Origin of the sequence: Lysinibacillus antri (genome assembly GCF_003977595.1) — a bacterium.
Classification (GTDB): domain Bacteria; phylum Bacillota; class Bacilli; order Bacillales_A; family Planococcaceae; genus Ureibacillus; species Ureibacillus antri.
Window position 1 is genome coordinate 1 of the sequence record NZ_RYYR01000025.1, and the last position, 21,918, is coordinate 21,918.

Genomic DNA, 21,918 nt, shown 5'->3' on the forward strand with positions numbered 1-21,918 from the left:
TAATGGCATCTAACTTTTCTTCTAAAGTAAATTTAGACATAGAAAAACTGCACCTCCAATTATTAGATTTTGTCTAACAATTGGGGTGCAGTTCAAAAAAATCTTAGCGGTCTTATTAATGGGTAATACTATGAGTAATTCCTATTTTATAGTTATATCTATTGTCATAACTTTAATAATTTAGTTAATATAAAACCTCTTTTACTTATGGTACGGCTCATCTCACCTAATTAACTAGTGTTTTCGTTTAAACTAAAGGAAGTTTTTCGTCTTATTTAATAAAAAAGTAAGAGAGAATTTATTTAATTTCAATCTCTCCCTTTTTATGTCTTTCAATAAGATACTTTTTCAAACCTTGCAATCGACTTACTAATTATTTATTATCTTAAATTGGGTTCGATTGAATAACAAAAGCATCCACACCATTTTAGTTAAACCTAGAGCTAAAACCGTAAGTAAAGTAAAAAGTAGTACACAGGTCATATCAGACTGAACACTAAATAAAAACCCCCATGAGGGAACGCCCAATAGTTTCGGTCCTGCCACAATCATTCCAATTGATAAAATAATTTGCAAAGCTGTTTTGACCATTGACCGTTTAGTGATTGTATTTAGCCTCACTAACTTTCTTTTTAAACGAAAGCTATACCATAGCAATCCTGCAAAAATTGTAACTACTATCATATCAAAAATCATATAATAACTTTTAAAACTAAGTGTTTTATCGACTTGTGGCTCTTTACCTAATAACATCGAAATAACACCATCCGTACTGATATGAGAGTCCCCTGGAGCAAAGGTTCCTGTGTTGGTATTCGTTAAAATAACCACTCCTATTTTTTTCTCCGGAATGATATACATATCTGTTCTTGCTGCAGAAAATAAATCTCCTGAATGCCCAATGACAGTTGTTCCTTGAACTTTTCTTTGCCACCAGCCCATTGCATAATTACCAAAAAACTCGTCATCTAAATACATTTTTGCTGTTTCTGAAGGAGTATGAAGTGTTTGTATACCTTTTTCAGAAACTAACTTCTGCCCTGCTAGTGTCCCTTTATTCATATACATTAGCAAATACTTTCCCATATCCTCTACACTTGATACCATATAACCGCTTGCTAAGAAGTTTGGCATGTCACTCATAATCGTCTTCGTTGGTAAAAGCTTTCCAAACCATGAAGTGAAATCTTTCGAAAGACCATTTTTCTTTGCCTCCTCAATCGAAGTGTAAGAGGTGTTCATGTTTAATGGAGTTAAAATTTGTGTTTCAATATAATCAGCTAACTGCATCCCTGTTACGTACTCAACCACTAGACCCAAACTGACATAGTTTAAATTGGAGTATTCAAATTTCGTTCCTGTTGGGTGAATTAAGTCGACTTTTTTCATGAGCCTTACCGTTTCCTCTAACGATCTTTTCATCAAATCTTTCCCAATGACCACTTCAGATGGGAGTCCGCTTGTTTGATTTAATAGATGTCGAATCGTAATGCTCGTTGCTGCCTCTTCATTTTCCAATCTATACCATGGAATATACTGTTTAATCGATGCATCTAAATCAATTTTTCCTTGATCAACCAGCTGCATAATGGCTAAAGACGTGAAAGATTTACTTACCGATGCCAGCTTCATTGGAGTCTGTACCGTCAAACTTATATCCGTATCAGCCTTTCCAAAAGCCTTTATGTGGACAATTTTATCCTCCTGGAGGATTGCATAGGCTAAACCACTTATTGCTTGTACCTCCATTTGATTTTGCAAATATGAATCAATGTGTTGATACTTTCCCTCTTTACCCTCAGCCTCTACATACATTTCTAATGTTCCACTTAAGAGAAGTAAAGTCATACATAACAATATCACTATTCTTTTAATCAATTCGAGCAGTCCCTTCTTATATCTTCAAACATATTATCTGACATAAAAAGGAACTCATAATAGTGACTACGGTCATATTGTATAAGTACTCCCCTAAGTTATGACTAGAGTCATACCATACCTTCGTCTATAGCTTTTCTTGCAACTTTTAATCGATCATGTAAATCGAGCTTTGCATAGATATTGGAGATGTAGTTCTTTACAGTCCCTAATGATAAAAATAACCGAGCTGATATCTCTGTGTTATTCAAACCTTCAGCAAGGCAACTTAAAATTTCCATCTCTCTTTCTGTTAAGCCATAATTATTTTGATTTTCCCCCACTATTTTTTTAGGGATTTCACTGCTCATCTGTTCAATCAATAAATAGGCTATTTCTTTTGAAATAAAGGTTCCACCACGGGAAATCAGCTTCATTCCAGCTATTAAATCGATTGGATCGATTGCCTTAAGAAGATAACCCTCCGCTCCTACTTTTAACGCTTCCTTTACATATTTAATTTCTTGAAATGTTGTTAAAATAACAATCTTGATTTGCGGCCATTTTAATTTAATAATTTTTGTAGCTTCAACTCCATCCAAAACAGGCATACGAACATCCATCAATACAATATCCGGTTTCAATTTTTCACAATACTGGATCGCCTTTTCTCCATTTTCTGCAAGTCCAATAACATCAATATCATCATCCAGCAGAAAGGTATCCTGCAATCCTTCACGAATGATTTCCTGATCATCTACTATGAGTAACTTTATTCTGTTCATGTGTATATCCTCCTTGGTAAGGAATGCTGCAGGTAAGCTCCATACCGAACCCAGATGAAGCTGTAATATGTAAATTGCCATTTAAGGTTAATAGTCTTTGTCTCATACTATTCAGGCCAAAACCAAATTGAAATTCTTCTATACCGTCCCCATCATCTTTAATCGTTAGTATCACACCTTCACTCTCAAATGCAAAAGTAATCGTAATATTTTGAGCATTACCATGTCTTTTGGCATTAGTCAGTGCTTCTTGAAGACAACGCATCAAAGTATACTGAGCATGGTAACCCACTTCTTGTATACTGCCAATATGTTTAAAGTCGATTTTTGTTCCTGTATTCTTTGCAAAATCATCAGCCAAGACCGACAATTTATATACTATGGATTCATCATTTACAAAGTCGTTATTCATGTGTATGTTTTGTCTAATTTCTTCAAGGCCTTTTCGGGTTGAATTTCTTAACACATGCAATTTATTAAGTGCTCTCTCTGTGTCGGAGCGCTTAAGATTCGAAATGATGCCATCAATTCCAACAATGACAGATGTAAAAGTATGTCCAACTGTATCATGCAGTTCACTTGCCATCCTGTTCCGTTCTTCCAGCAATGTTAAACTTTCAACTTGTTTAGCATACTGTTCCAAGACAATCTTCTGCTCATTTATTAATGAGTACTGTTTCTGATTTTTCTTGAATAAATAATCCATCCGATTAAAGGTAAATCCAATCCCTAATGCAATCATATTGTTTAATAAATGTGTAAAAAGAATAATTAAAGGTTCACTGTGTAATACAAGTCCCATAACCGGTATCATCATTAATAGAAAACCTATACTCCACCATAAAAAACGATGCGAGTAGTAGAATCCTAGACTTATTAAAGGAATCAATAATAAAGATGAATCAGAGCCGACAAATAATAATAAATAAATATAAAGACTTCCAGTTAAGAGAAACTCTAGTAAATAGTACATTGGGTATGAATGATTAACATGCAGTAGAAAAAGTTGTGGAAGGAGATAAGACATCAGAAGCCATAATAACAATACAAGAAATGGAACTGAAGTTTGATTAAATTCCTCATTATTAATAAAAATGAGAATCCATAATAAAAGCCATAATAAGCGTATTCCCATAAATACATAATCAATCCAATTCGGATGAAATTGCTTTCTTTTCATATCATCATCCATTCATTACTGTCCCTTAAAGACCTCTTTTTTTCTAAATATTAACACATAAAATAGAAAACATGTGTTACATTCTTCCTTTAAGCAGGCATAAAAAAGAGAAACCAAAACAACAAGTTGTGTAGGGTTTCTCCTAGTAAATTATAAGTAAGTCTAGTCTATATTAACTCTCTCTTCTATTCTTTAAAACCTCATTTACTTATGATACGGTTCACCGTAACTAATATAAGTGCAATTTTTTCTTTGTAAACATTCTTTTTATTTTACATTTATAAGTATAAAATGTATTATATAATTAACACAAATAGGAGAGGAGTGTATTTTATGTCTTTTATTACGCAAGAACAAATATTAAAAGTTTTAGTTGGCTTCAATCCTTGGTGGAATACAGAAAAAATTCCGGATAATTTAACTCGTCCTGTTAAAAGACTAGCGTTTTATGAAGCTAAAAAGATTTTTTATCATCCTCAAATACGTCGTGAAATTATACTTTCTGGTCCAAGACGAGTTGGCAAAACTACAATTATGTATCAAATGATGGAGGAATTAATTGAAACTGTCTCATCAAAACAGATTCTTTATGTATCATTTGACCACCCTATGTTAAAGCTTTCTAATATTGGTGAAATAATTGATGTTTTTGAAAATAATATTTCATCCAATACTGACGAATTATATCTATTCTTCGATGAAATTCAATATGCACCCGATTGGGATACCTGGTTAAAAACACTTTATGATCAACATCCACAATATAAAATCTTAGCTACAGGATCTGCTAGTCCTATCATTTCAACTAAAATGGCTGAAAGTGGTGTTGGTAGATGGACTCAAATAAAAGTACCAACACTTTCCTTTTATGAGTACATTGAACTTCTAGATATTGAGCGACCAAAACTGCCTTTAGGTATTAAACCTACATCTCTCGCTCAATTAACTACAAAAGAATTAGCTGATTTAATGATTTCCTTGAAGCCTTTACAAAGACATTTTCATAATTATTTATTAATTGGAGGATTCCCTGAAATTGCTCTAACCGATGACATTAGTTTCGCACAAAAAATAATCAGAGAAGATGTTGTAGATAAAGTCATTAAAAGGGATATCGTTTCTCTATTCAATGTCCGTAATGTTGCTGAATTTGAAAAAATCTTTTTATACTTGTGTATGACAAGTAGTAATATCTTAGTACAAGATACAATTGCTAAAGAAGTAGGCGTAACTCGACAAACTATAAGTAACTATATTGAGTTACTTGAACAGGCTAATTTAATTTATTCAAGTCGTCCATTAGATTTAAGTGGGAAAAAAATTCTAAAATCAAAACCTAAGATTTACCTAGCTGACCCTGCAATAAGGAATGCTGTTCTAATGCTGGGAGAAGAGGTATTAACAGATCCTTTAGAGATGGGTATTATAATTGAAACTGCGGTTTATAAACATATTCATACATTCTTTTATAAACAGCAATTAGAAATTTGTTATTTTAGAGATGCGAAAACTCAAAAAGAAATTGATGTTATAGTATCATTCCCAATAGGAAGAATTTTAATTGAAGTAAAATACAGACAAAACTCTACAATTTCTGAAAATGAAGCTATTGTTCAATGGGCTAATGATCCTAAAACTAAAGGTGCTATTATCGTTACTAAAAATGACGACGATTATGGTATTACAAAACATACTACTACAACCCCGGTTATACGAATTCCTGCCTTCGCATTTTTATACTTACTTGGAAACGCTGAAAAAGAGGGATACGCAAATCAAAAATAAAATTACACCATTTAGAACACTGTCATTTCAAGGTTCTAAATGGTCTTTCTAATAACCGCACTTACTTGTGATATGGTTCACCGTAGCAGGGCTAAATGAGGGTTTTTTCCTTGTCCATTTTAGATAGCTGGCTGAAGGATCACCCAATCTCTCTTACTCCAACAGTTCTTCCGGAAGCAGCTTAAATCCTTCAATCATCGTGTCTTCTTCCACCTCGATCAATAGACAGCGTTTGCCATTGTAATTGACCTGTTTGACATATCTCAAGTCTTGAGGGCTGATCGCAATATTCGCTACTTTTGTGCTGATCTTAATGGACTTGGACGCGTAACTCGGAACGATATGGCTTGCTTTCATTTCATACGTTTTGTCTTCAACCACCTGCTGAAATGCCCTTTCCACTTTTTCCTTATTCACATCTTTTACGCCGCTCGACTTCAGCACACGTTCATTCTCTTTAGTATCTAAAGTAGGAGTACTCTCTTCTTCCACCACTATTTTCAGTAAATCGTTATCCAACTTAAATTGTTTTCGAATCTCTGCTATATCTTTGTTATTCATCTATAATTTTAACTCCTTGGCTAGTAAGATTCGTGTTTTGGACAAAAAAAGAGCATCCAAAGCTACAGTTAGCTTTTGACACTTCTTTATTATAACAATCTTTAAGATGAAGATTATGGATTGCCTTTGTTCCTCTTGGGTCGTTATGCACCTCTACGTGTTTTGTATATTTAAAAATTAAATTGCTAATAATGTGTATGAATATGGCACTTTTAAGTACCACTAGAAATTTTTTCTCAATACGGGAGGTGGGATGTATGTTTTGGAAAAAAAAACAAATTGAAAGTAAGCTTGTTACTCAATCAATAGCTGAATCAGAATTATCAATAGAATCTCTGAAAAAAAGCCTCGTTCAAATGGATGATGCAGAATTTGTGGAAATTGACATTTCCGATATTCGAAAAATTCATCTTGTTTACATACGAACTCTCATTGACCAAGAAAAATTAAATGAAAGCATTATAAAACCTTTAACTAATTGTTCCAAACCGTCTATTCAAGATTGCATTGTGAATTCCTCAATTATTCCCATTCCTATTTTTATAGAGGCAAAAAAACAATTGTTTTCAGGGTCCATTTTGTTATTTGATTCTTCGCAAAACCTTTGGTTAGCTGTGCCATTAAAAAATCCTATTGGACGTGCCATTGAAACTTCTGAAACAGAAACTATCCTGTTCGGAGCAAAAGATAGCTTTAGTGAACAAGTAGAACAAAATATTACGCTTATTCGAAGACGACTCCCCATACATGAACTGAAAGCAGAGAAGTTTACTGTCGGTTCTATGAGTGAGACAAGTGTGGTTTTAATGTACATAGAGGGGCTAACTAATCCAGATTTTGTTTCAACAGTCAAAGAGAAGATTTCTGAAATTAATTTTGATCTCTTCTTTGACTCTTCTCAAGTTGCGGCATTCTTGGAGGAACATCAAAACAGTATTTTTCCTCAGTTTCAGCAAACTGACCGGCCTGATGTAGTTGCTTATTCTCTGGGATTAGGAAAGATCACCCTTCTGGTAGACAATACACCATTTGCTCTTGTTGCACCCATAACTTTTTTCCATTTGTTCCAATCACCCGAGGACTATATTAATCGATGGGTAGTTGCCAGTTTTTTGCGCATCATCCGATATGTATGTTTTATTCTGTCAGTCGCATTGATTCCTGTCTATGTGGCATTGACAACTCATCACTATGAAATGATTCCTATACAAACACTTCTGGTCTTGGTCGACTCAAGGAGCAAGCTTCCTTTCACTCCTTTTTGGGAAGCATTTATCATGTTAACTTTTATTGAAATCATAAAAGAAGCAAGTTTAAGAATGCCTACAAAAACAGGTCAAACACTTGGGGTTATTGGTGGTATTGTGATTGGTCAAGCGGCTGTTGAGGCTGGATTCGCTAGCAAAGTATTAATTGTCATGGTTGGGATCTCGACGATAGCTTCCTTTCTTGTTCCCAACTACCTTATGACAAAAGCAAATTCATTAATTCAATTGATGCTTCTTGTTTTTTCTTCTTTACTTGGGATAATTGGGATTGCACTAGGAAGCATTGCTATTTTAGCCCATCTTAATAGCTTGTCTTCAATCAAACAACCCTATTTTTCACCAGTTTCCCCTTTCTTTAGGAAGGATTGGATTGACTTATTCATTCGAGGGCCATTAGTCAAAATGTCGGAGCGTCCAGAGCATCTTAAACCTCTAAAACCGAAGAGATATAAAACTAGGAGGTGACTTGATGGAAACCCACCAATTATTTAAAAAGAATGAAACCTATAATGGGCTCTATGCCATGTTGTTGGTAAATCGCCTCCAAATGTTATACTTTTATCTGATTATGCCAAGTATCTTGATCAATCCATATATGATTTGGGTGCTTATAGCTGTCGGGATATTATCCCAACTAAACCTTCTTCTTTTATCGAAGTGGCTTTTAACCCGTTTATCTAGCAATGGATATAATGGATTTGTCCAATTGTTTGGAAAAAAAATGGTACGATTTCTCTCTTTCATCGGGTTGTTCTTTATTCTACTTAAACTTTCCGTCATAACGTTAGGATTCAGCGAAATTGTTCAAACATTTATGCTTCCATCAACAGATACAAATTTTCTTGTTTTTTTTATTTTGTTGTTCTGTTTTTATGTCGCAGGTAAGGGCGTTGAACATACCATTCGTTTTGTGTTGATTTCTTTTTTCTGTACAATTTGGATAATCACATTTTTCGTTTTTTTCTTCTTTCCTCCAATAGCTCAACTCAGTGATTTGTATCCACTTATTCCAATGGAGTGGAAAGTAGAAAATTGGAAAGCCTTTTTTTTAATTTTGTCTTCCTATTCTGGTCCAGAATTTCTGGTGTTTTTGGGACCATGGCTTAAAACAAACAATAAAACCTTTCGCTATTTGTCTTACGGCAACGCTCTCACCGTTGTAGAGTATGTATTCCTATTTATAGCATCCCTATTTTATTTCGGTTCCAATTTTTTAAGTAAAACTCAATATCCAATTATTAATATGGGCCGTTATTATCAAAACCCAGTGTTTGAACGAATCGATATAATGATGCTTTCCTTTCTATTATTTAACCTAGTTTTTGCAATTTCTCTATTTCTACTATTGTTTTATGGAGCATCTAAAATAGCTTTTGGTAAAATGAGCAAGCCGTCCAGTGGAAAAGGTTTGTTATTCAGTGTATTCCTTATTTTTATCGGAATGGTTCTTCTGAATGAATTATTTTGGAAGTCTTGGGAGAAGCAGAACTTTTTACTTAATCTTCAAATTATAGCTGGAAGCATAAGCTATTTTCTTGTTCCACTTGTTATTGTTTTAGCAATGAAAAAAGAGGGGGTTAAAAAACATGCGTCTACATAAAAAGATATGTAAAAGATTGATACTCCTTTTTATGACTTTTTGGTTATCTGGCTGTGCCCCTTTTACCGAAAACAACCTTATTGAAGAAATTTCCCCCGTTACCTTTTTGTCAATTAGTAAGGGGGATAAAGGGAAATTAAAAGTCAGTACAATTATGCCTCCTCTAAGTAAAGAAAATAAGTTTGTTATGTCGCAAGAAGTCAGCTTATTAAAGGAGGGAGTACAGAAGTACAACTTAAACTTCTACCAGGAAATTAAATCCGGACAAATGCGTATGCTGGTAATTAGTGATGAACTTGGAAAAGATGGGATTATGTCTATTATAAATGTATTATTGACTGATCCGGATATTTCTCCGAGAATCTATTTAGTTATCGTAAAAGGAAATTTTGATGAATACTTGGAAAGTCAATTGGACAAAGATGAAAACTTTGATTACTCGTTTTACCGAATGCTGAAGCATTATGAGGAAAAAAACCAAGGAGAATTATCTGTCGTTAATCTTCATGAATTTAAAAATTTGCTCTATACTCCTTATTCAGATCCTTTCTTGCCTGTATTCAAAATACAAGAGGATGGGGTCAACTATGAAGGTACAGCCTTGTTTCAAGATGACAAGCTAGTTGAAACTATTTCATCTTTAGATGATCGTATCTTCCAGCTGATAAACAACGATCACTACTTAAAAGTTTTACCGATTCTAGAATTTGAAATTGTACTGGGTCATGTTAGATCTAAAATAATAGTAGATATCGATAGCAGCTATTCTACAATGACCTATACCGTGAATATAGACACTAGGATTGAGGAATACCGGGGAGAGAAGCAATTATTTGACCCAAAGGAGTTAGAAAATATGAAAAAAGATATCGAAACCCATCTTGAAAAACAAACGCATGAACTAGTTAAAAAGATGCAAGAATTGAAAGTGGATCCATTACAGCTTGGCATACAAACAAAAAGACCATTCTCAAAACCAATGGAAGAAAAAAAATGGATTGAAATGTTTGAGAAGATGGACATTAAAATAAAATACAATATTAATATCGATCCTTTGACGGATGCAAATTCAAAAAGGCCAAACCTTTAATTTTTCCTTTTGAATAACTCATAACGTAAACAAAATGCCCTAGAATCTAACGATTCTAGGGCATTTTGTTTACAATCTATCGCTTTGTGTAATTTCTGTCATAATTATACAATAACACAAAGAATTAGCTTAATGCTTTTACTAAAGCTTCTCCAAATTCTTTAGCGCCATCTGGACCATCACCAGTGATAATATCATCATGAAAAACAACATGTTTTTCAACATATGTTACTTTATTCGCCTTTAATTGGTCTTTTTGTATATCTACTGGATAGCAAGTTGCTTCTCTTCCAGTAAGTAAACCCGTTTTAGCTACAGTAACCGCACCTGCACAAATTCCTGTTACAAGAACTTTATTAATATACGCTTGTTTCAAGTAGTCTTGTAATTCTTGATTTTCCCATAGATGATCGTTCGTACCAGATCCACCAATAACAGATACAACATCGTAGTCAGAAGCAGAAACGTCTGAGAAAATGACCTCAGCAGTTGCTTTACCTTCATAATCCCCTATGATTTCACCTGTTTTTGTACTTGCAATTGTCACATCAATTCCGTTGCTTTCCAATTCCGCTTTTGGTTGAAATAATTCGTCTTCATTGAAACGTTCTGGTGGTATAATTAAAAGTGCTTTTTTACTCATTTGTAGTTCCTCCTCATTAATAAAAAAGATTCGCCGGTAAGACGACTATTTCATTCTACTGCTTGTTTTCTTCACTGTGAAGAATGCACTTTTTTGTAAGGAGGTTACCTACAGGTTACAATTGATACAAATAAGGAGGTAAGAATTTATGCCAGATACATTTAGAGATGAAGTTAAAGAAAAGATCATAAATGGTGATTATAATTGTGAAAAAGAACTTACCTTATCAATTATAAGTGGTAAATGGAAAATTGTTATTTTATGGCACTTGGGGGTAGAAGGACCACATCGATTCAGTGATCTCCAAAGGCTTTTTCCAAAAATATCTCATAAAATATTAACGAATCAATTAAGAGAACTGATGGAAGATGGAATAGTTCATCGCGAGGTTTATCCAGAAGTTCCACCGAAAGTAGAATATTCCATGACTGAATTGGGGATGACTTTACTTCCTATCGTTGAAATGATGTATGAATGGGGAAAAAATCGGATAGCAGAAATCATAAAAGAAATGGATATCACGGAATTAAACAATTAAGCATAAGCTTAAATTTACAATGTTGCTTTACAAAACCTATTAGAAAAGAAGCACCTTCACTTAACTGTAAGGAAGGTGCTTCTTTTGCTTAATTGCGGAGTATTTGGATCATTTACGCTGTGGATTGGTTCAACTGTAACGGGGATTGTGTTTTCTTTTATTAAAATAAATTATACATAAAAAAACTAATTGAAAAGGTTACCAGCCCGCTTATGATGAATCAATGGTCTTATTAGAAAATAACCAAATCATTTCCAAAAATGCATAATCCAAAAGGCTGGCTAAAAAAATTTCTGTTTTTTAGTCAGCCTTTTTGCTTTATTAGCCTGTCAACATCCTTTCACAGTGCTAGTCAATTTAAAAACTTGATTAAATAGATTAAATGTTTACAATTTTTAGATTATTATATTCCCTCAAAAACCTCACTTACTTATGATACGGTTCACCCTTCATAATCCTAAAACTCCGATAAATTTGCTCTACTAGTACCAACTTCATTAATTGGTGGGGTAATGTCATTTTGCCAAAGCTCAATTTTTCATCCGCGCGTCGTAATACATCGTCATGTAAACCTAATGATCCGCCAATGACAAAGGCAACTTTGCTTGTTCCATAGGTCATAAGGGATTCTAGTCCACTCGCCATTTCTTCCGATGATTTCATTTTGCCGTCAATGGCTAGAGCGATTACGTGCATGCCATCGTTTACTTTACTTAAAATTCGTTCGCCCTCTTTACGCTTTACAATATCCATTTCTGAATCACTTAATGCTTCAGGCGCCTTTTCGTCAGGCACTTCAACCAAATCAATTTTTGCATAGGCACCTAAACGTTTCACATATTCCTCAATGCCCATCTTTAAATACTTCTCTTTTAACTTTCCAACCGAAATAATTGTGATATTCACAACTTATCCACCTTTACATTTCATTCATAAAATTTATATACAATTGCTTTCTAAACACGCAATTCGCCTTCAAAACCTTGATTGTATAAGCATTCTATTTTATTAGAAAATTTCAATATATACAGTTTATCCACCTTAATAAACCATTTACAAACAACTTATCCACAAAAGTTATTCACATATCCACAATCCATTTCTATATATTGTGTAAAGTTATTTACTTGATACAATATATGTTGCTTGTTCCTCACAGTAGGCACACTTTGTGGATAACTTTTCTTCATCATTTAGCATATCCATTATTGGGAACTCTTTTGTCTCTGCTACAAGTAGATCTAAGGCATGATTTATATGGGTTTCACAGCTATATGTTTTCATTTTTTACATCCCCCTATTTTTAGAATTTTCCACAAACTTATTCACATTTGTTTATATGTTATCCACAATCCATTGTAACAAACAAAAAACGAGTAGGAAAGAATAGGCTTCCTTTCTCTACTCGTTGTGACTATTTAATTTCAGTTATCCACAAACTCTAAATTCACTATAATGTTGTACCTTCTGTTAAGGTTAATTGTAATTCCACTAATTTCCCTTGTCGGTACACTTTAATCGGTAATGTATCACCAATGTCCGTTTCATTATATAAATGCTGACGAAGGTCTATGGAGTTTTCAATTTTTTGTCCATCCATTTCAACAATTACATCATATTGTTGTACACCTGCTTTATCTGCTGAAGATCCACGTACTACTTCTGATACCACAACACCTGTTGTCACTTCCTCAGGTAAGCGTAATGTTTGCTGTTGATAGAACGCAGGAACTTCTGTTAAATCTAATAAACCAATTCCCATTGTTGGGCGTTTTACTTCACCATTTTGCTCTAACTCTTCAACAATTGGGATGACCGTATTAATTGGAATCGAGAAGCCTAAACCTTCAATAGCTGATTCTGCAATTTTCATCGAATTAATCCCTATTAAATCACCCGCAATGTTAATTAACGCACCACCACTATTTCCTGGGTTGATAGCTGCATCTGTTTGTAATACTTCTGTTTCCCAATCCTCATAACCATCCGCATTTAAATCAACTGGAACAGCACGATCTTTCCCAGAAATAACGCCTGTTGTGACAGAACCATAGAAATCTAACCCAAGTGGATTACCGATTGCAATAACAGTTTCACCTTGTTTTAATACTTCAGAATCCCCAAATTCTGCAACTACTTTAACATTTTCGCTTTTAATTGATATGACGGCTAAGTCTGTCCAAATATCGCTACCTACTAGTGTTGCTTCTTCTTTTGTACCGTCTGCTAATGTAACTTCTAATTGTTTTGCGCCTTCAACAACGTGGTAATTTGTAATAACGAAGGCTTTATTATCTTCAATTTTATAGATTACACCTGACCCACTACCTGCTTCTTGTTCTGCAGAACGTTGATTCCAAAAGTCTGTTACTTCTTGAATATTTGTAATCCCCACGACGGCATCTGACACTTTCTCTACTGCTGATGTAATATCTGTCGTAACCTCTGTCGCCGTTTGCGTAATAGTTGTTTGTGAGTCACCATTTTTCGTATGGCTCGTTGTCTTCCCTGGTAGTTGTCCAACCATAGATGGTAGGAGTAGCCACATGACTAAAGCGCCAACAATGACACCCGCAAGACCACTTATAAAGTAACCTCCTTTCTTTCCTCCACTATTTTTATTTGCACGTCTTTTACTCTCTTCTTCTTGTTCACGTTGCAGCCGTTCTTGCAATGGAGAATAAGAGTTTAAGGATTCGTTTTCATTTGGTTGTTTATGTTCATTATCATTAAAATAACTCATTGCCTCAGGTCCTTTCTTTACTTTGTTATCCTTATGATACAAAGCAAACATTAAAATTACATGAAAATGGGTTAAAACAAAAATAAAAAAGGCATGACAAAACCGTCATACCTTTTATAATTTACCTATATGGAAATTTTTAAACCGTTACTAACATTGTCGGTTCTTCAGCATCGGTATCGTGTAAATGAACATATTCACCTGCGATAATACCACAAGATTGCAATGTTTGGGTCACACTCATTCGCGCCAAGTCTTTCATATTGTTATCTTTACTTAAATGGGATAAATAAATTTGAGTTGGCTTTTCAAAAACAACTTCACTCATTGCAACGGCTGCATCTTCATTGGAAACATGTCCTACATCACTTAATATACGACGTTTAACAGACCATGGATAACGACCCATTTGAAGCATTCCAATGTCGTGATTACTTTCAAATACAAAAGAATCTGCTCCTCGGATAATCCCTTTCATCCGGTCACTAACATATCCTGTATCAGTAATCACCACGAGCTTTCGGTCATTTTCATGGAAAGCATAAAACATTGGGTCAGCCGCATCATGTGAAACTGCAAATGATTCAATGTTTAATGAGCCAAAAGATTGGACCGTTTCCATATTAAAATTGAAGCGTAAATCTGTCGGTACATTTCCAATAAGTCCATCCATTGCTTGCCATGTTTTTTCATTTGCAAAAATAGGTACTTTATATTTTCTGGCTACTACTCCGAGCCCTTTTATATGATCACTATGTTCATGTGAAACTAAAATGCCTGATAAGTTTTTCATGTCGCGACCGATTTTAGCAAACAATTGCTCCATTTTTTTGCCACTTAAACCGACATCAACTAAAAATGCATGGTCATCATTTTCCACATAGATGGCATTTCCAGAACTGCCACTTGCTAAAACACTAAATCGCATATCATTACTCCCTATTCTTCAACTACATCTTCATTGTTTTCTTTAATCTGTTTTTGTATTTCTTCTGCCTTAAGAGCGTCTTCTACTTCATTTTCTACTGCTTCCACTTTTGTCGCATCCAACTGAACATCAATAATTTTCCCTTCAACTGCATTCACGAAATATTCCTCATGCTTATTATCTGAGGTCGTGACGCGTACTTCCCATGTTGGTACAAATACTTGTGTTCGAGTCAGTTGAACGAGAGTAGAGTAGCCTAATTTTAGTTCGGTAATATTAGAGTTTGGTTTTAAAAGACCCTTTGAATAAAGTGCTTGGAAAACTTGCACAGGTGTTAATAAGTTTTCCTGTTCCTCATATTCCTCTATTTTCTCTAATAAGGTTTGTTCGTATCTAATGACTTCATCTTTTTCATTAAGATGCAGAGTCAGAACGCCGTTAATATTATAATAGACTTTTCGATCTTTTACACGTTGGAAAAATGTCACTTTTTTATTTTCTTTATCTACTTGCCATAAAGAGTATGACTCTCCTTCATATACGTGATTTTGTAAAAATAATTTATAATTGATCTCATTATTGATATTGCTAATTTTCACTGGATTTTTTAACGTTACGACAAGCTTATTTTTATTTTCTACTATAATCGAATGGGCATTTTGAATATCGATCTTTTCCTCATCAAAGTTTTTCACTTCTCCTGAGAGGTAAGCTGCCTTTTCTACATTCGTTGGTAACGTACCATACGTAATATGATCATCTTGTAATCTTGCTTCAATATCTTTATCTCCTAACACAGGAACTAACTGTGCTTCTGTATAACGGTTAACATAGAGAGAGTACAAAAAAATGTTCAGTATTAGAAATACGACGATGAATATAGATTTTGATTTACTCCAATCCATATCCAAGCCCCCCTACTGATTCTGACATTATACGTGTCCAACCTCCATTATGAATGACAAACCAACTTGGCTCTAATGTATATAAAAGTTCATCGTTTTGCACTAAAAAATACCCAACGAATATGTCATCAATATCATTTAGATTTTCTAGAGTTTCTACAATTCTTTCACCAGGTGGTAATTGTTGCGTTTCTGATGCGATATCCATATCTAAAGAGTAATACGGTCTTTTATATCGGAAAATTTGATTATCACCCCAAGTCGTACTAATCCGTGTAGATGTGATACTACTATAGACAGGCACTCCCTTTAAGAATAATTGATATTCTGTTATTTGTTTGGGGATATTTCGATATACATAACGGTAGTCGCCGGTTAAACCACCATGCTCATTAATAAAGTCAAAACTATTTTGCAGCAGTTTGGACCCTTTAATATCAATAATACTTTCCGAAGCAGGATAAACATAATTAATCGTCTTTGTATTGGTTTCAGAAGTCATGAACGCCATGCCATCTGTATATTTAGATGAAGTAGCACTTTCAATATTTCTCTTAACAATGTTCGGATCTTTAAATAACACTTCCTTAAATTTTTCAGGGGAAACTTGATCAATTACATACGTGTATTGAACTACTTCCACAGGGTTAACAGGAACATATAAAGATAACTTTTCATCTCGTTTTATTTCTTTATAAGGAACGGATTGTTTAAAGATTTCATTAAACGTTGAGTTGAAATCTTCATCACTAATGGCTACATCTGTGCTATAAAGCGTTCTGTTCTCGCCACTAATAAAAAATAATTTTAACATTCTTGTTTGTTGGAAGTTACTCCAGTCCATCACGAGATATTTAAATGAGACTTCTGGCAATTCATTTTGGCTAAATTCTAATATGGAACGTAATGTATTAATAGGTACTTCAGCTGGGAAAAAAAGCGAGATTCGTTCATTCGTTTGAATAATTGAGTTGATCTTTTCTTCCGTTAAGTTATTTTGAATAAATTTTAGTTCTGTTGCTCTTAAGTTAGAAATTGTACTCATAATATCGCTTATCATGCGAGATGATATCGTACCGGATAAAGAATTATCCTTCGTCACTAATACGCGGAATGGTTTGATTACTTGGTGAAGTTCTTTTTGCTCATCTACTAGAATTTGTTCTACTTGTGATTCTTCTATTGGTTGGTAATTTGGTGTATAACTCCAGATTGAAAATGTTAATAGGATGCTTAGAATGACTAAGAGTGCCAGGACAACGGATTTAATTTGCTCTACATATTTCAATCCCAATCACCCGCCTCATCTATTTCATAAGGTAATGTGAAGAAAATGGTTGTTCCTATACCTTCCTCACTCTCTGCCCAAATTCTCCCTCCATGTGCTTCAATCATTTCCTTTGCAATTGCAAGACCTAAACCTGTCCCTCCCATTGCACGAGAGCGAGCACGGTCAACACGATAGAAACGATCAAAAATGCGATTCACATTTTCTTTCGGTATACCCATTCCATCATCTGAAACCATTACTTTTAACATTTGGTCCTGTACGGTAAAACCAAAACGGATATTGCCTCCATCTGGTGAATACTTCAATGCATTTGAAATAATATTATCAATAACTTGGGTCAATTTATCTGTATCAATATCAACAAAATAAGTAGCTTCTGGAATATACCGAATAAATTTTACATTTTGAGATTTTGACATTTCAAATCGGTCGATTATACGATTAAAGAATTTATTAAACTCGACAAATTCTCTATTTAACTTATAATCTCGACTATCCATTTTTGATAGATTTAAAAGGTCATTGACTAAGCGAATCATTCGTTCTGTTTCGGTTTGGGTCACATTTAAAAAAGTTGGTGCAATGTTTTCATCACGCCATGCACCATCTGCCAACGCTTCTAAATAACTACGCATTGTTGTTAACGGTGTCCGCAATTCATGTGAAACATTTGCTACAAATTCGCGACGTTCCATTTCAATCTTTTCTTGCTCTGTAATATCATGCAAAACTGTAATAAATCCATTTACGAAGCCTGTTTCCTTTTGAATCACAGAGAAGTTGGCACGCAGTATTAAAGGCTTTTCCTCTGTACTAAAATTAAGGTTAACCGATTCTTTCATATAGATTAAATCTTCAAAGCTATATTCTTGATCAAGGCCTAAGACAGATGTAATTGGACGATTTAAAGATGTTTCACGTGTAACATCTAAAAAATTTAAGGCTGGGTCATTTATGAGAATTACTTTCCCTTTTCGATCAGTTGCAATTACCCCATCTGTCATATTACTTAAAACAGATGATAATTTTCTTCTTTCAGCTTCGGTTGTTGATGTTGCCTCTTGTAAGCGATTGGTCAAATGGTTAAAGGCAATCGCAAGCTGCCCGATTTCATCATCACCATAAACACGCACTTTTCGTGAGAAGTTCCCTCGAGACATAGCTTGTGCTTGTCTTCGCATATCAATGATTGGTTTCGTAATAGTTTTTGCAATTAATATTCCAAGAACTACTGTAATCACTAAAGACATTGCTGTCCCAACTGCAAAGATACCGTTAATATCATTCATTTGCTCAAATACTTTTTCGATATTTGATTCAATATAAATGGCCCCAATGACTTCTCCATTTGGACCAACTGTATTTAAAATAGGTTTAGATAATACCCAAACCCGATTTTTTGTATCGGGGTCCAATGCGATTTCTTCCCAAAATGTACCAGCGGAGATCGACTTTGTTACAATATCATCATTAAATCGTTGTCCTACAATTGCTTGGTTATCTGTATCGGACGTAGCAATTACTTTGTTTCGATTATCAACGATTCTAATCTCATTAATATCACTTGTCGTAAACTCTCTTAAAATGACACTTAAGCTTTGCTCTAAAGTTGGCGCCGTATCATCGCGTTCTTTCAGCATTTCTTCTCTTATACTATATTGAACTAAATCAATTCGCTGAGAAATTGATTCTTGAAAATTTGCTTTTAAATTCTCTTCAATATTAGAAGAGAAATAAAGTCCGATAATTTGTAATGCAATAATAATAAGTAAAACGTAGATTAAAACTAGTTTTACATGAATCGACTTAAAAAAGCTCACTTTGTGCATTGAGACTACTCCTGTTCAGGATTCCGCAAATAGTAGCCTACACCACGACGGGTTACGATCCAATTTGGGTGACTTGGATTATCTTCAATTTTTTCACGAAGACGTCGAATTGTTACATCCACAGTACGCACATCACCAAAATAATCGTACCCCCATACTGTTTGTAAAAGATGTTCTCGTGTCATTACTTGGCCAATATGTTTTGCAAGGTAATGTAATAACTCAAATTCACGGTGAGTTAATTCAATGGATTCACCACGTTTTAATACGAGATAAGCATCTGGTTGGATAATTAATGCTCCTACTGTAATATCATTTGGTTCATCTTTAGTTTCTTCTACTTGCGTCGAAACTTTTAAACGGCGCATATTTGCCTTTACTCGGGCAATCAATTCACGTGTACTAAATGGCTTTGTCACATAATCATCTGCGCCCATTTCAAGACCAAGAACCTTATCGATTTCCGAACCCTTTGCTGTTAACATGATAATTGGAAAATCATATTTTTTGCGAATTTCACGACATACTTCCATTCCATCTCTTTTAGGAAGCATAATATCTAAAAGCATTAAGTCTGGTTGTTGCTCCTCAATGATTTCTAGCGCTTCATCACCGTCATAAGCACAGATTACTTGATAGCCTTCCTTTACTAAATTAAATTGTAATATATCTGCAATTGGTTTTTCGTCATCTACTACTAGTATCGTTTTCGTCATTTTCTCAATCTCCTTTTCATTAATCTATCTATTGTTCAAGTAAATTAAGTACAATTTCTATTCTTTACTCTATCATGCTTTATCTATCCATGCATTATACAGTCCATTATAGCAAAGAACTACGTTTGAAGACTAAAGAGAGGTCGTGGTAATATCTCCTTCTTCTGTTTAAAAGGACTCCAGGGTGGGTAATGTAGAGTAGCAATCAGCTTGTTATATTTTCTGGGAAATATTTCGACAAAATTTTCACCTCAATCCGCGAGAGATGAATGGAAATAAAAAAGAAAGACAGCCCTTCTACTAACGGACTGTCATTAATATTAGTTTAATAAATTTAAAGGATTTACATAAGAGCCATTTTTATGCGCTTCAAAGTGTAGATGCGTACCCGTTGATCGCCCTGTTGACCCCATTATGCCGATTAATGCGCCTTGAGGGACAACTTGTCCGACATTCACTTTGATTTCAGATAGGTGAGCATATAAAGTTTCATAACCATTATTATGATTAATCACGATTTTCTGACCATATGTTCCATCCCAACCAGCAAAAGTAACAACACCATTATCGGATGCAGTAATGTTATAATTTGATGGTCGAGCAATATCGATTCCTCGGTGGAATTCACCCCATCGATTTCCCATATTACTAGAGATATAGCCCCCCGAAGTTGGCCATGCAAATTCACCTGTTCCACGACTTGAAATTACTTTTGTTCCGATTACCTCAACACGGTTAACTGGTTCAGAAATAATTGTTTCAGATTTTACTTGGGTGCTTGTACGAGTACCGTTCAAACCTGTAATAATATATTCTACCTCTTTTTTCCCATTAGCGCCCTCTTGTGTAACTTTCTTTTCACCTTTAAACATTGATGGGTCTTCTTCTACAATCGTTTGAAAAGCAATTTGTTCCTCTTTCCCTTTTTCATAAACCACTTGAACATTTATTAATGGCTTTTCAACAGTTACATTAATCTGCTGTCCAATTTGTAAAAGAGAATCTACATGTAAATCTGGATTTAACTCTAGTAATTCTGCAGTAGATAAATTGTGTTTCGCAGCGATTTTACCAAGTACATCCCCTGATTGTACTGTATACAATTCCTTTTCAATAGAGCCTGATTTCAAATAATTTACAGCTGCTTCCGGAGTTAAAATTTCAGAAGGATTAGCCTTTGTCATTTCACCAGAGACATCCTCAAGTAGCGAAACTTCTATCATCCGAATTTCATCGTTTTTTAGTTTAGGTAACTCTTCTTGTGTCTTAGTAGCTGCTTCTTCTAATTGTTTTAATCGTTCTTCTGTTACATATTGAAGCTTTAGTTGGTGCAGTGCTTCTTCGTAATCTTTTTCATCTTTAAAATAGGCAATCGATTCATCGCCTACTTTAAGTGCATAAGCGGGCGTTTGAACCACTAATTCACTATTAAGTTTTTCGATCGTTTCAGAATCATTTGTTTGATAAGAGAAAACTTGCTCTGGAACCAAAGAAATATTGGATCCTGCATCAACTTCCATCCCATCAAATTGAACACTCGCTTCTTTTTCTTTTGTTTCAATTACTTCTAAAACTGCCTCTTCCTCTGAAACAGGACCAATATATGTATCTTCTAAGTAGACATGGTAGATTTTCTCGAATGATTCTTTGCTACTGTCTTCATTTGCAAAAGCTAAGTTAAACGTTACAGTAGAAAGTAATGCTGCGGTAAGTATTGCTTTTTTAATTATACTTTTCTTCTTTTGATCCAGACTTAAATGCTGTTCCTTTGTAAAGTCCTTTTTGACGTTCCATTTCGAACTCATTTTGAAGCCCCTTCCAAAGACTATCCATTTACGGATTTTTTCATGTGAAAAATCACACTTTCCTAATGTACCATAATCCTCCTTTGCTTTGAACCAATTGAGTCTTTTGTAATGAAATTGTATTATTTGCACGTTTTTTGTTACAAAATAGGTTTTTTAGATTAATTAAATTACTTATTTTAACAATTTATAAGAAATTATTTTATTTAATTATCAAAGTTCGAAACTTTTTGGTGGTACTTTGTCAAATTTTCGCGATTTTTGTATATTTGTAGACCTATATGTCATATTAAATTTCCTATTATCTTTTCATGCCTTGCTCGAATGGCGAATAAATTTACTTTAGGATAAATTTGAGAATTTGCTTTTTTGAAATGTTTTTTTCATATAAAAT

The 21,918-nt window shown here is 34.3% G+C and carries 18 protein-coding genes and 1 pseudogene; 5 read left to right on the plus strand and 14 right to left on the minus strand.

From position 1 onward, the window contains the following. Nucleotides 1-369: 369 nt before the first annotated feature. The 3 genes from EK386_RS15115 to EK386_RS15125 all read right to left on the minus strand — a co-directional run bounded on the left by EK386_RS15115 (nucleotide 370) and on the right by EK386_RS15125 (nucleotide 3,834). The gene (locus EK386_RS15115; RefSeq protein ID WP_126660020.1) at nucleotides 370-1,878 is read right to left on the minus strand and encodes a serine hydrolase domain-containing protein; all 1,509 of its coding nucleotides are present in this window, start codon (nucleotides 1,876-1,878) and stop codon (nucleotides 370-372) included. Between the two features lie 110 nt (nucleotides 1,879-1,988). Further along, the gene (locus EK386_RS15120) at nucleotides 1,989-2,642 is read right to left on the minus strand and encodes a response regulator transcription factor (RefSeq protein WP_126660021.1); all 654 of its coding nucleotides are present in this window, start codon (nucleotides 2,640-2,642) and stop codon (nucleotides 1,989-1,991) included. Continuing rightward, nucleotides 2,611-3,834, minus strand: coding sequence for a sensor histidine kinase (locus EK386_RS15125; RefSeq protein ID WP_126660022.1), 1,224 nt, complete (start codon nucleotides 3,832-3,834; stop codon nucleotides 2,611-2,613). The genes EK386_RS15120 and EK386_RS15125 overlap by 32 nt, the downstream gene beginning before the upstream one ends. A gap of 321 nt (nucleotides 3,835-4,155) precedes the next feature. Between EK386_RS15125 and EK386_RS15130 the strand changes: the two genes are divergently transcribed. Continuing rightward, nucleotides 4,156-5,607 carry an ATP-binding protein gene (locus EK386_RS15130; RefSeq protein ID WP_126660023.1) on the plus strand — a complete coding sequence of 484 codons (1,452 nt, stop codon included), beginning with the start codon at nucleotides 4,156-4,158 and terminating at the stop codon, nucleotides 5,605-5,607. Between the two features lie 153 nt (nucleotides 5,608-5,760). On the opposite strand, the pseudogene EK386_RS15135 reads toward EK386_RS15130, so the two are convergent. After that, a pseudogene (locus tag EK386_RS15135) lies at nucleotides 5,761-6,096 on the minus strand (DUF4317 family protein); the annotation flags it as partial. Between the two features lie 329 nt (nucleotides 6,097-6,425). Here EK386_RS15135 and EK386_RS15140 point away from each other — a divergent pair. From EK386_RS15140 to EK386_RS15150, 3 genes are read left to right on the plus strand one after another with little or no spacing between them, the layout of a single operon-like run. Then, on the plus strand, nucleotides 6,426-7,901 hold the full coding sequence (locus EK386_RS15140; protein ID WP_126660024.1) for a spore germination protein: 1,476 nt from the start codon (nucleotides 6,426-6,428) through the stop codon (nucleotides 7,899-7,901). A 4-nt stretch (nucleotides 7,902-7,905) separates the two neighbouring features. Further along, complete coding sequence (locus EK386_RS15145; protein ID WP_246027690.1) at nucleotides 7,906-9,036, plus strand: GerAB/ArcD/ProY family transporter; 1,131 nt, start codon at nucleotides 7,906-7,908, stop codon at nucleotides 9,034-9,036. After that, a complete protein-coding gene (locus EK386_RS15150; RefSeq protein ID WP_126660026.1) occupies nucleotides 9,023-10,126 on the plus strand; it encodes a Ger(x)C family spore germination protein in 1,104 nt (367 codons plus the stop codon). The genes EK386_RS15145 and EK386_RS15150 overlap by 14 nt, the downstream gene beginning before the upstream one ends. Nucleotides 10,127-10,250: 124 nt before the next feature. On the opposite strand, the gene EK386_RS15155 is transcribed toward EK386_RS15150, so the two are convergent. After that, complete coding sequence (locus EK386_RS15155) at nucleotides 10,251-10,769, minus strand: DJ-1/PfpI family protein (protein ID WP_126660027.1); 519 nt, start codon at nucleotides 10,767-10,769, stop codon at nucleotides 10,251-10,253. A 148-nt stretch (nucleotides 10,770-10,917) separates the two neighbouring features. Here EK386_RS15155 and EK386_RS15160 point away from each other — a divergent pair, with 148 nt between their 5' ends. Further along, a complete protein-coding gene (locus tag EK386_RS15160) occupies nucleotides 10,918-11,307 on the plus strand; it encodes a winged helix-turn-helix transcriptional regulator (RefSeq protein WP_126660028.1) in 390 nt (129 codons plus the stop codon). Between the two features lie 426 nt (nucleotides 11,308-11,733). On the opposite strand, the gene rlmH is transcribed toward EK386_RS15160, so the two are convergent. From rlmH to EK386_RS15205, 9 genes are all read right to left on the minus strand, one after another. Further along, entirely contained in the window at nucleotides 11,734-12,213 is a 480-nt protein-coding gene (rlmH, locus tag EK386_RS15165) for a 23S rRNA (pseudouridine(1915)-N(3))-methyltransferase RlmH (protein WP_126660029.1), read from the minus strand. Nucleotides 12,214-12,426: 213 nt separating this feature from the next. After that, nucleotides 12,427-12,591: a CxxH/CxxC protein gene (locus tag EK386_RS15170; RefSeq protein WP_126660030.1), complete on the minus strand. Its 165-nt coding sequence runs from the start codon at nucleotides 12,589-12,591 to the stop codon at nucleotides 12,427-12,429. A 166-nt stretch (nucleotides 12,592-12,757) separates the two neighbouring features. Next, nucleotides 12,758-14,050: a S1C family serine protease gene (locus EK386_RS15175; protein WP_126660031.1), complete on the minus strand. Its 1,293-nt coding sequence runs from the start codon at nucleotides 14,048-14,050 to the stop codon at nucleotides 12,758-12,760. A 139-nt stretch (nucleotides 14,051-14,189) separates the two neighbouring features. Further along, nucleotides 14,190-14,978 carry an MBL fold metallo-hydrolase gene (locus EK386_RS15180; RefSeq protein ID WP_126660032.1) on the minus strand — a complete coding sequence of 263 codons (789 nt, stop codon included), beginning with the start codon at nucleotides 14,976-14,978 and terminating at the stop codon, nucleotides 14,190-14,192. Nucleotides 14,979-14,989: 11 nt separating this feature from the next. After that, on the minus strand, nucleotides 14,990-15,883 hold the full coding sequence (locus EK386_RS15185; protein WP_126660033.1) for a two-component system regulatory protein YycI: 894 nt from the start codon (nucleotides 15,881-15,883) through the stop codon (nucleotides 14,990-14,992). Next, complete coding sequence (locus EK386_RS15190) at nucleotides 15,870-17,177, minus strand: YycH family regulatory protein (RefSeq protein ID WP_126660034.1); 1,308 nt, start codon at nucleotides 17,175-17,177, stop codon at nucleotides 15,870-15,872. Before EK386_RS15190 ends, EK386_RS15185 begins: the two co-directional genes overlap by 14 nt. After that, on the minus strand, nucleotides 17,168-19,003 hold the full coding sequence (gene walK, locus EK386_RS15195; protein WP_126660035.1) for a cell wall metabolism sensor histidine kinase WalK: 1,836 nt from the start codon (nucleotides 19,001-19,003) through the stop codon (nucleotides 17,168-17,170). The genes EK386_RS15190 and walK overlap by 10 nt, the downstream gene beginning before the upstream one ends. A gap of 5 nt (nucleotides 19,004-19,008) precedes the next feature. After that, nucleotides 19,009-19,719: a response regulator YycF gene (gene yycF / locus EK386_RS15200; RefSeq protein ID WP_126660036.1), complete on the minus strand. Its 711-nt coding sequence runs from the start codon at nucleotides 19,717-19,719 to the stop codon at nucleotides 19,009-19,011. Between the two features lie 320 nt (nucleotides 19,720-20,039). Beyond that, entirely contained in the window at nucleotides 20,040-21,524 is a 1,485-nt protein-coding gene (locus EK386_RS15205; protein WP_126660037.1) for a M23 family metallopeptidase, read from the minus strand. Nucleotides 21,525-21,918 lie beyond the last annotated feature (394 nt).

What these genes read in the sequence shown, in the direction of transcription:
- EK386_RS15120 (WP_126660021.1), bottom strand. Translation starts at nt 2,642, where the DNA reads ATGAACAGAATAAAGTTACTCATAGTAGATGATCAGGAAATCATTCGT.
- EK386_RS15130 (WP_126660023.1), top strand. Translation starts at nt 4,156, where the DNA reads ATGTCTTTTATTACGCAAGAACAAATATTAAAAGTTTTAGTTGGCTTC.
- EK386_RS15125 (WP_126660022.1), bottom strand. Translation starts at nt 3,834, where the DNA reads ATGGATGATGATATGAAAAGAAAGCAATTTCATCCGAATTGGATTGAT.
- EK386_RS15145 (WP_246027690.1), top strand. Translation starts at nt 7,906, where the DNA reads ATGGAAACCCACCAATTATTTAAAAAGAATGAAACCTATAATGGGCTC.
- EK386_RS15205 (WP_126660037.1), bottom strand. Translation starts at nt 21,524, where the DNA reads ATGAGTTCGAAATGGAACGTCAAAAAGGACTTTACAAAGGAACAGCAT.
- EK386_RS15180 (WP_126660032.1), bottom strand. Translation starts at nt 14,978, where the DNA reads ATGCGATTTAGTGTTTTAGCAAGTGGCAGTTCTGGAAATGCCATCTAT.
- EK386_RS15160 (WP_126660028.1), top strand. Translation starts at nt 10,918, where the DNA reads ATGCCAGATACATTTAGAGATGAAGTTAAAGAAAAGATCATAAATGGT.
- EK386_RS15170 (WP_126660030.1), bottom strand. Translation starts at nt 12,591, where the DNA reads ATGAAAACATATAGCTGTGAAACCCATATAAATCATGCCTTAGATCTA.
- EK386_RS15140 (WP_126660024.1), top strand. Translation starts at nt 6,426, where the DNA reads ATGTTTTGGAAAAAAAAACAAATTGAAAGTAAGCTTGTTACTCAATCA.
- yycF (WP_126660036.1), bottom strand. Translation starts at nt 19,719, where the DNA reads ATGACGAAAACGATACTAGTAGTAGATGACGAAAAACCAATTGCAGAT.
- EK386_RS15175 (WP_126660031.1), bottom strand. Translation starts at nt 14,050, where the DNA reads ATGAGTTATTTTAATGATAATGAACATAAACAACCAAATGAAAACGAA.
- EK386_RS15185 (WP_126660033.1), bottom strand. Translation starts at nt 15,883, where the DNA reads ATGGATTGGAGTAAATCAAAATCTATATTCATCGTCGTATTTCTAATA.
- walK (WP_126660035.1), bottom strand. Translation starts at nt 19,003, where the DNA reads ATGCACAAAGTGAGCTTTTTTAAGTCGATTCATGTAAAACTAGTTTTA.
- EK386_RS15155 (WP_126660027.1), bottom strand. Translation starts at nt 10,769, where the DNA reads ATGAGTAAAAAAGCACTTTTAATTATACCACCAGAACGTTTCAATGAA.
- EK386_RS15150 (WP_126660026.1), top strand. Translation starts at nt 9,023, where the DNA reads ATGCGTCTACATAAAAAGATATGTAAAAGATTGATACTCCTTTTTATG.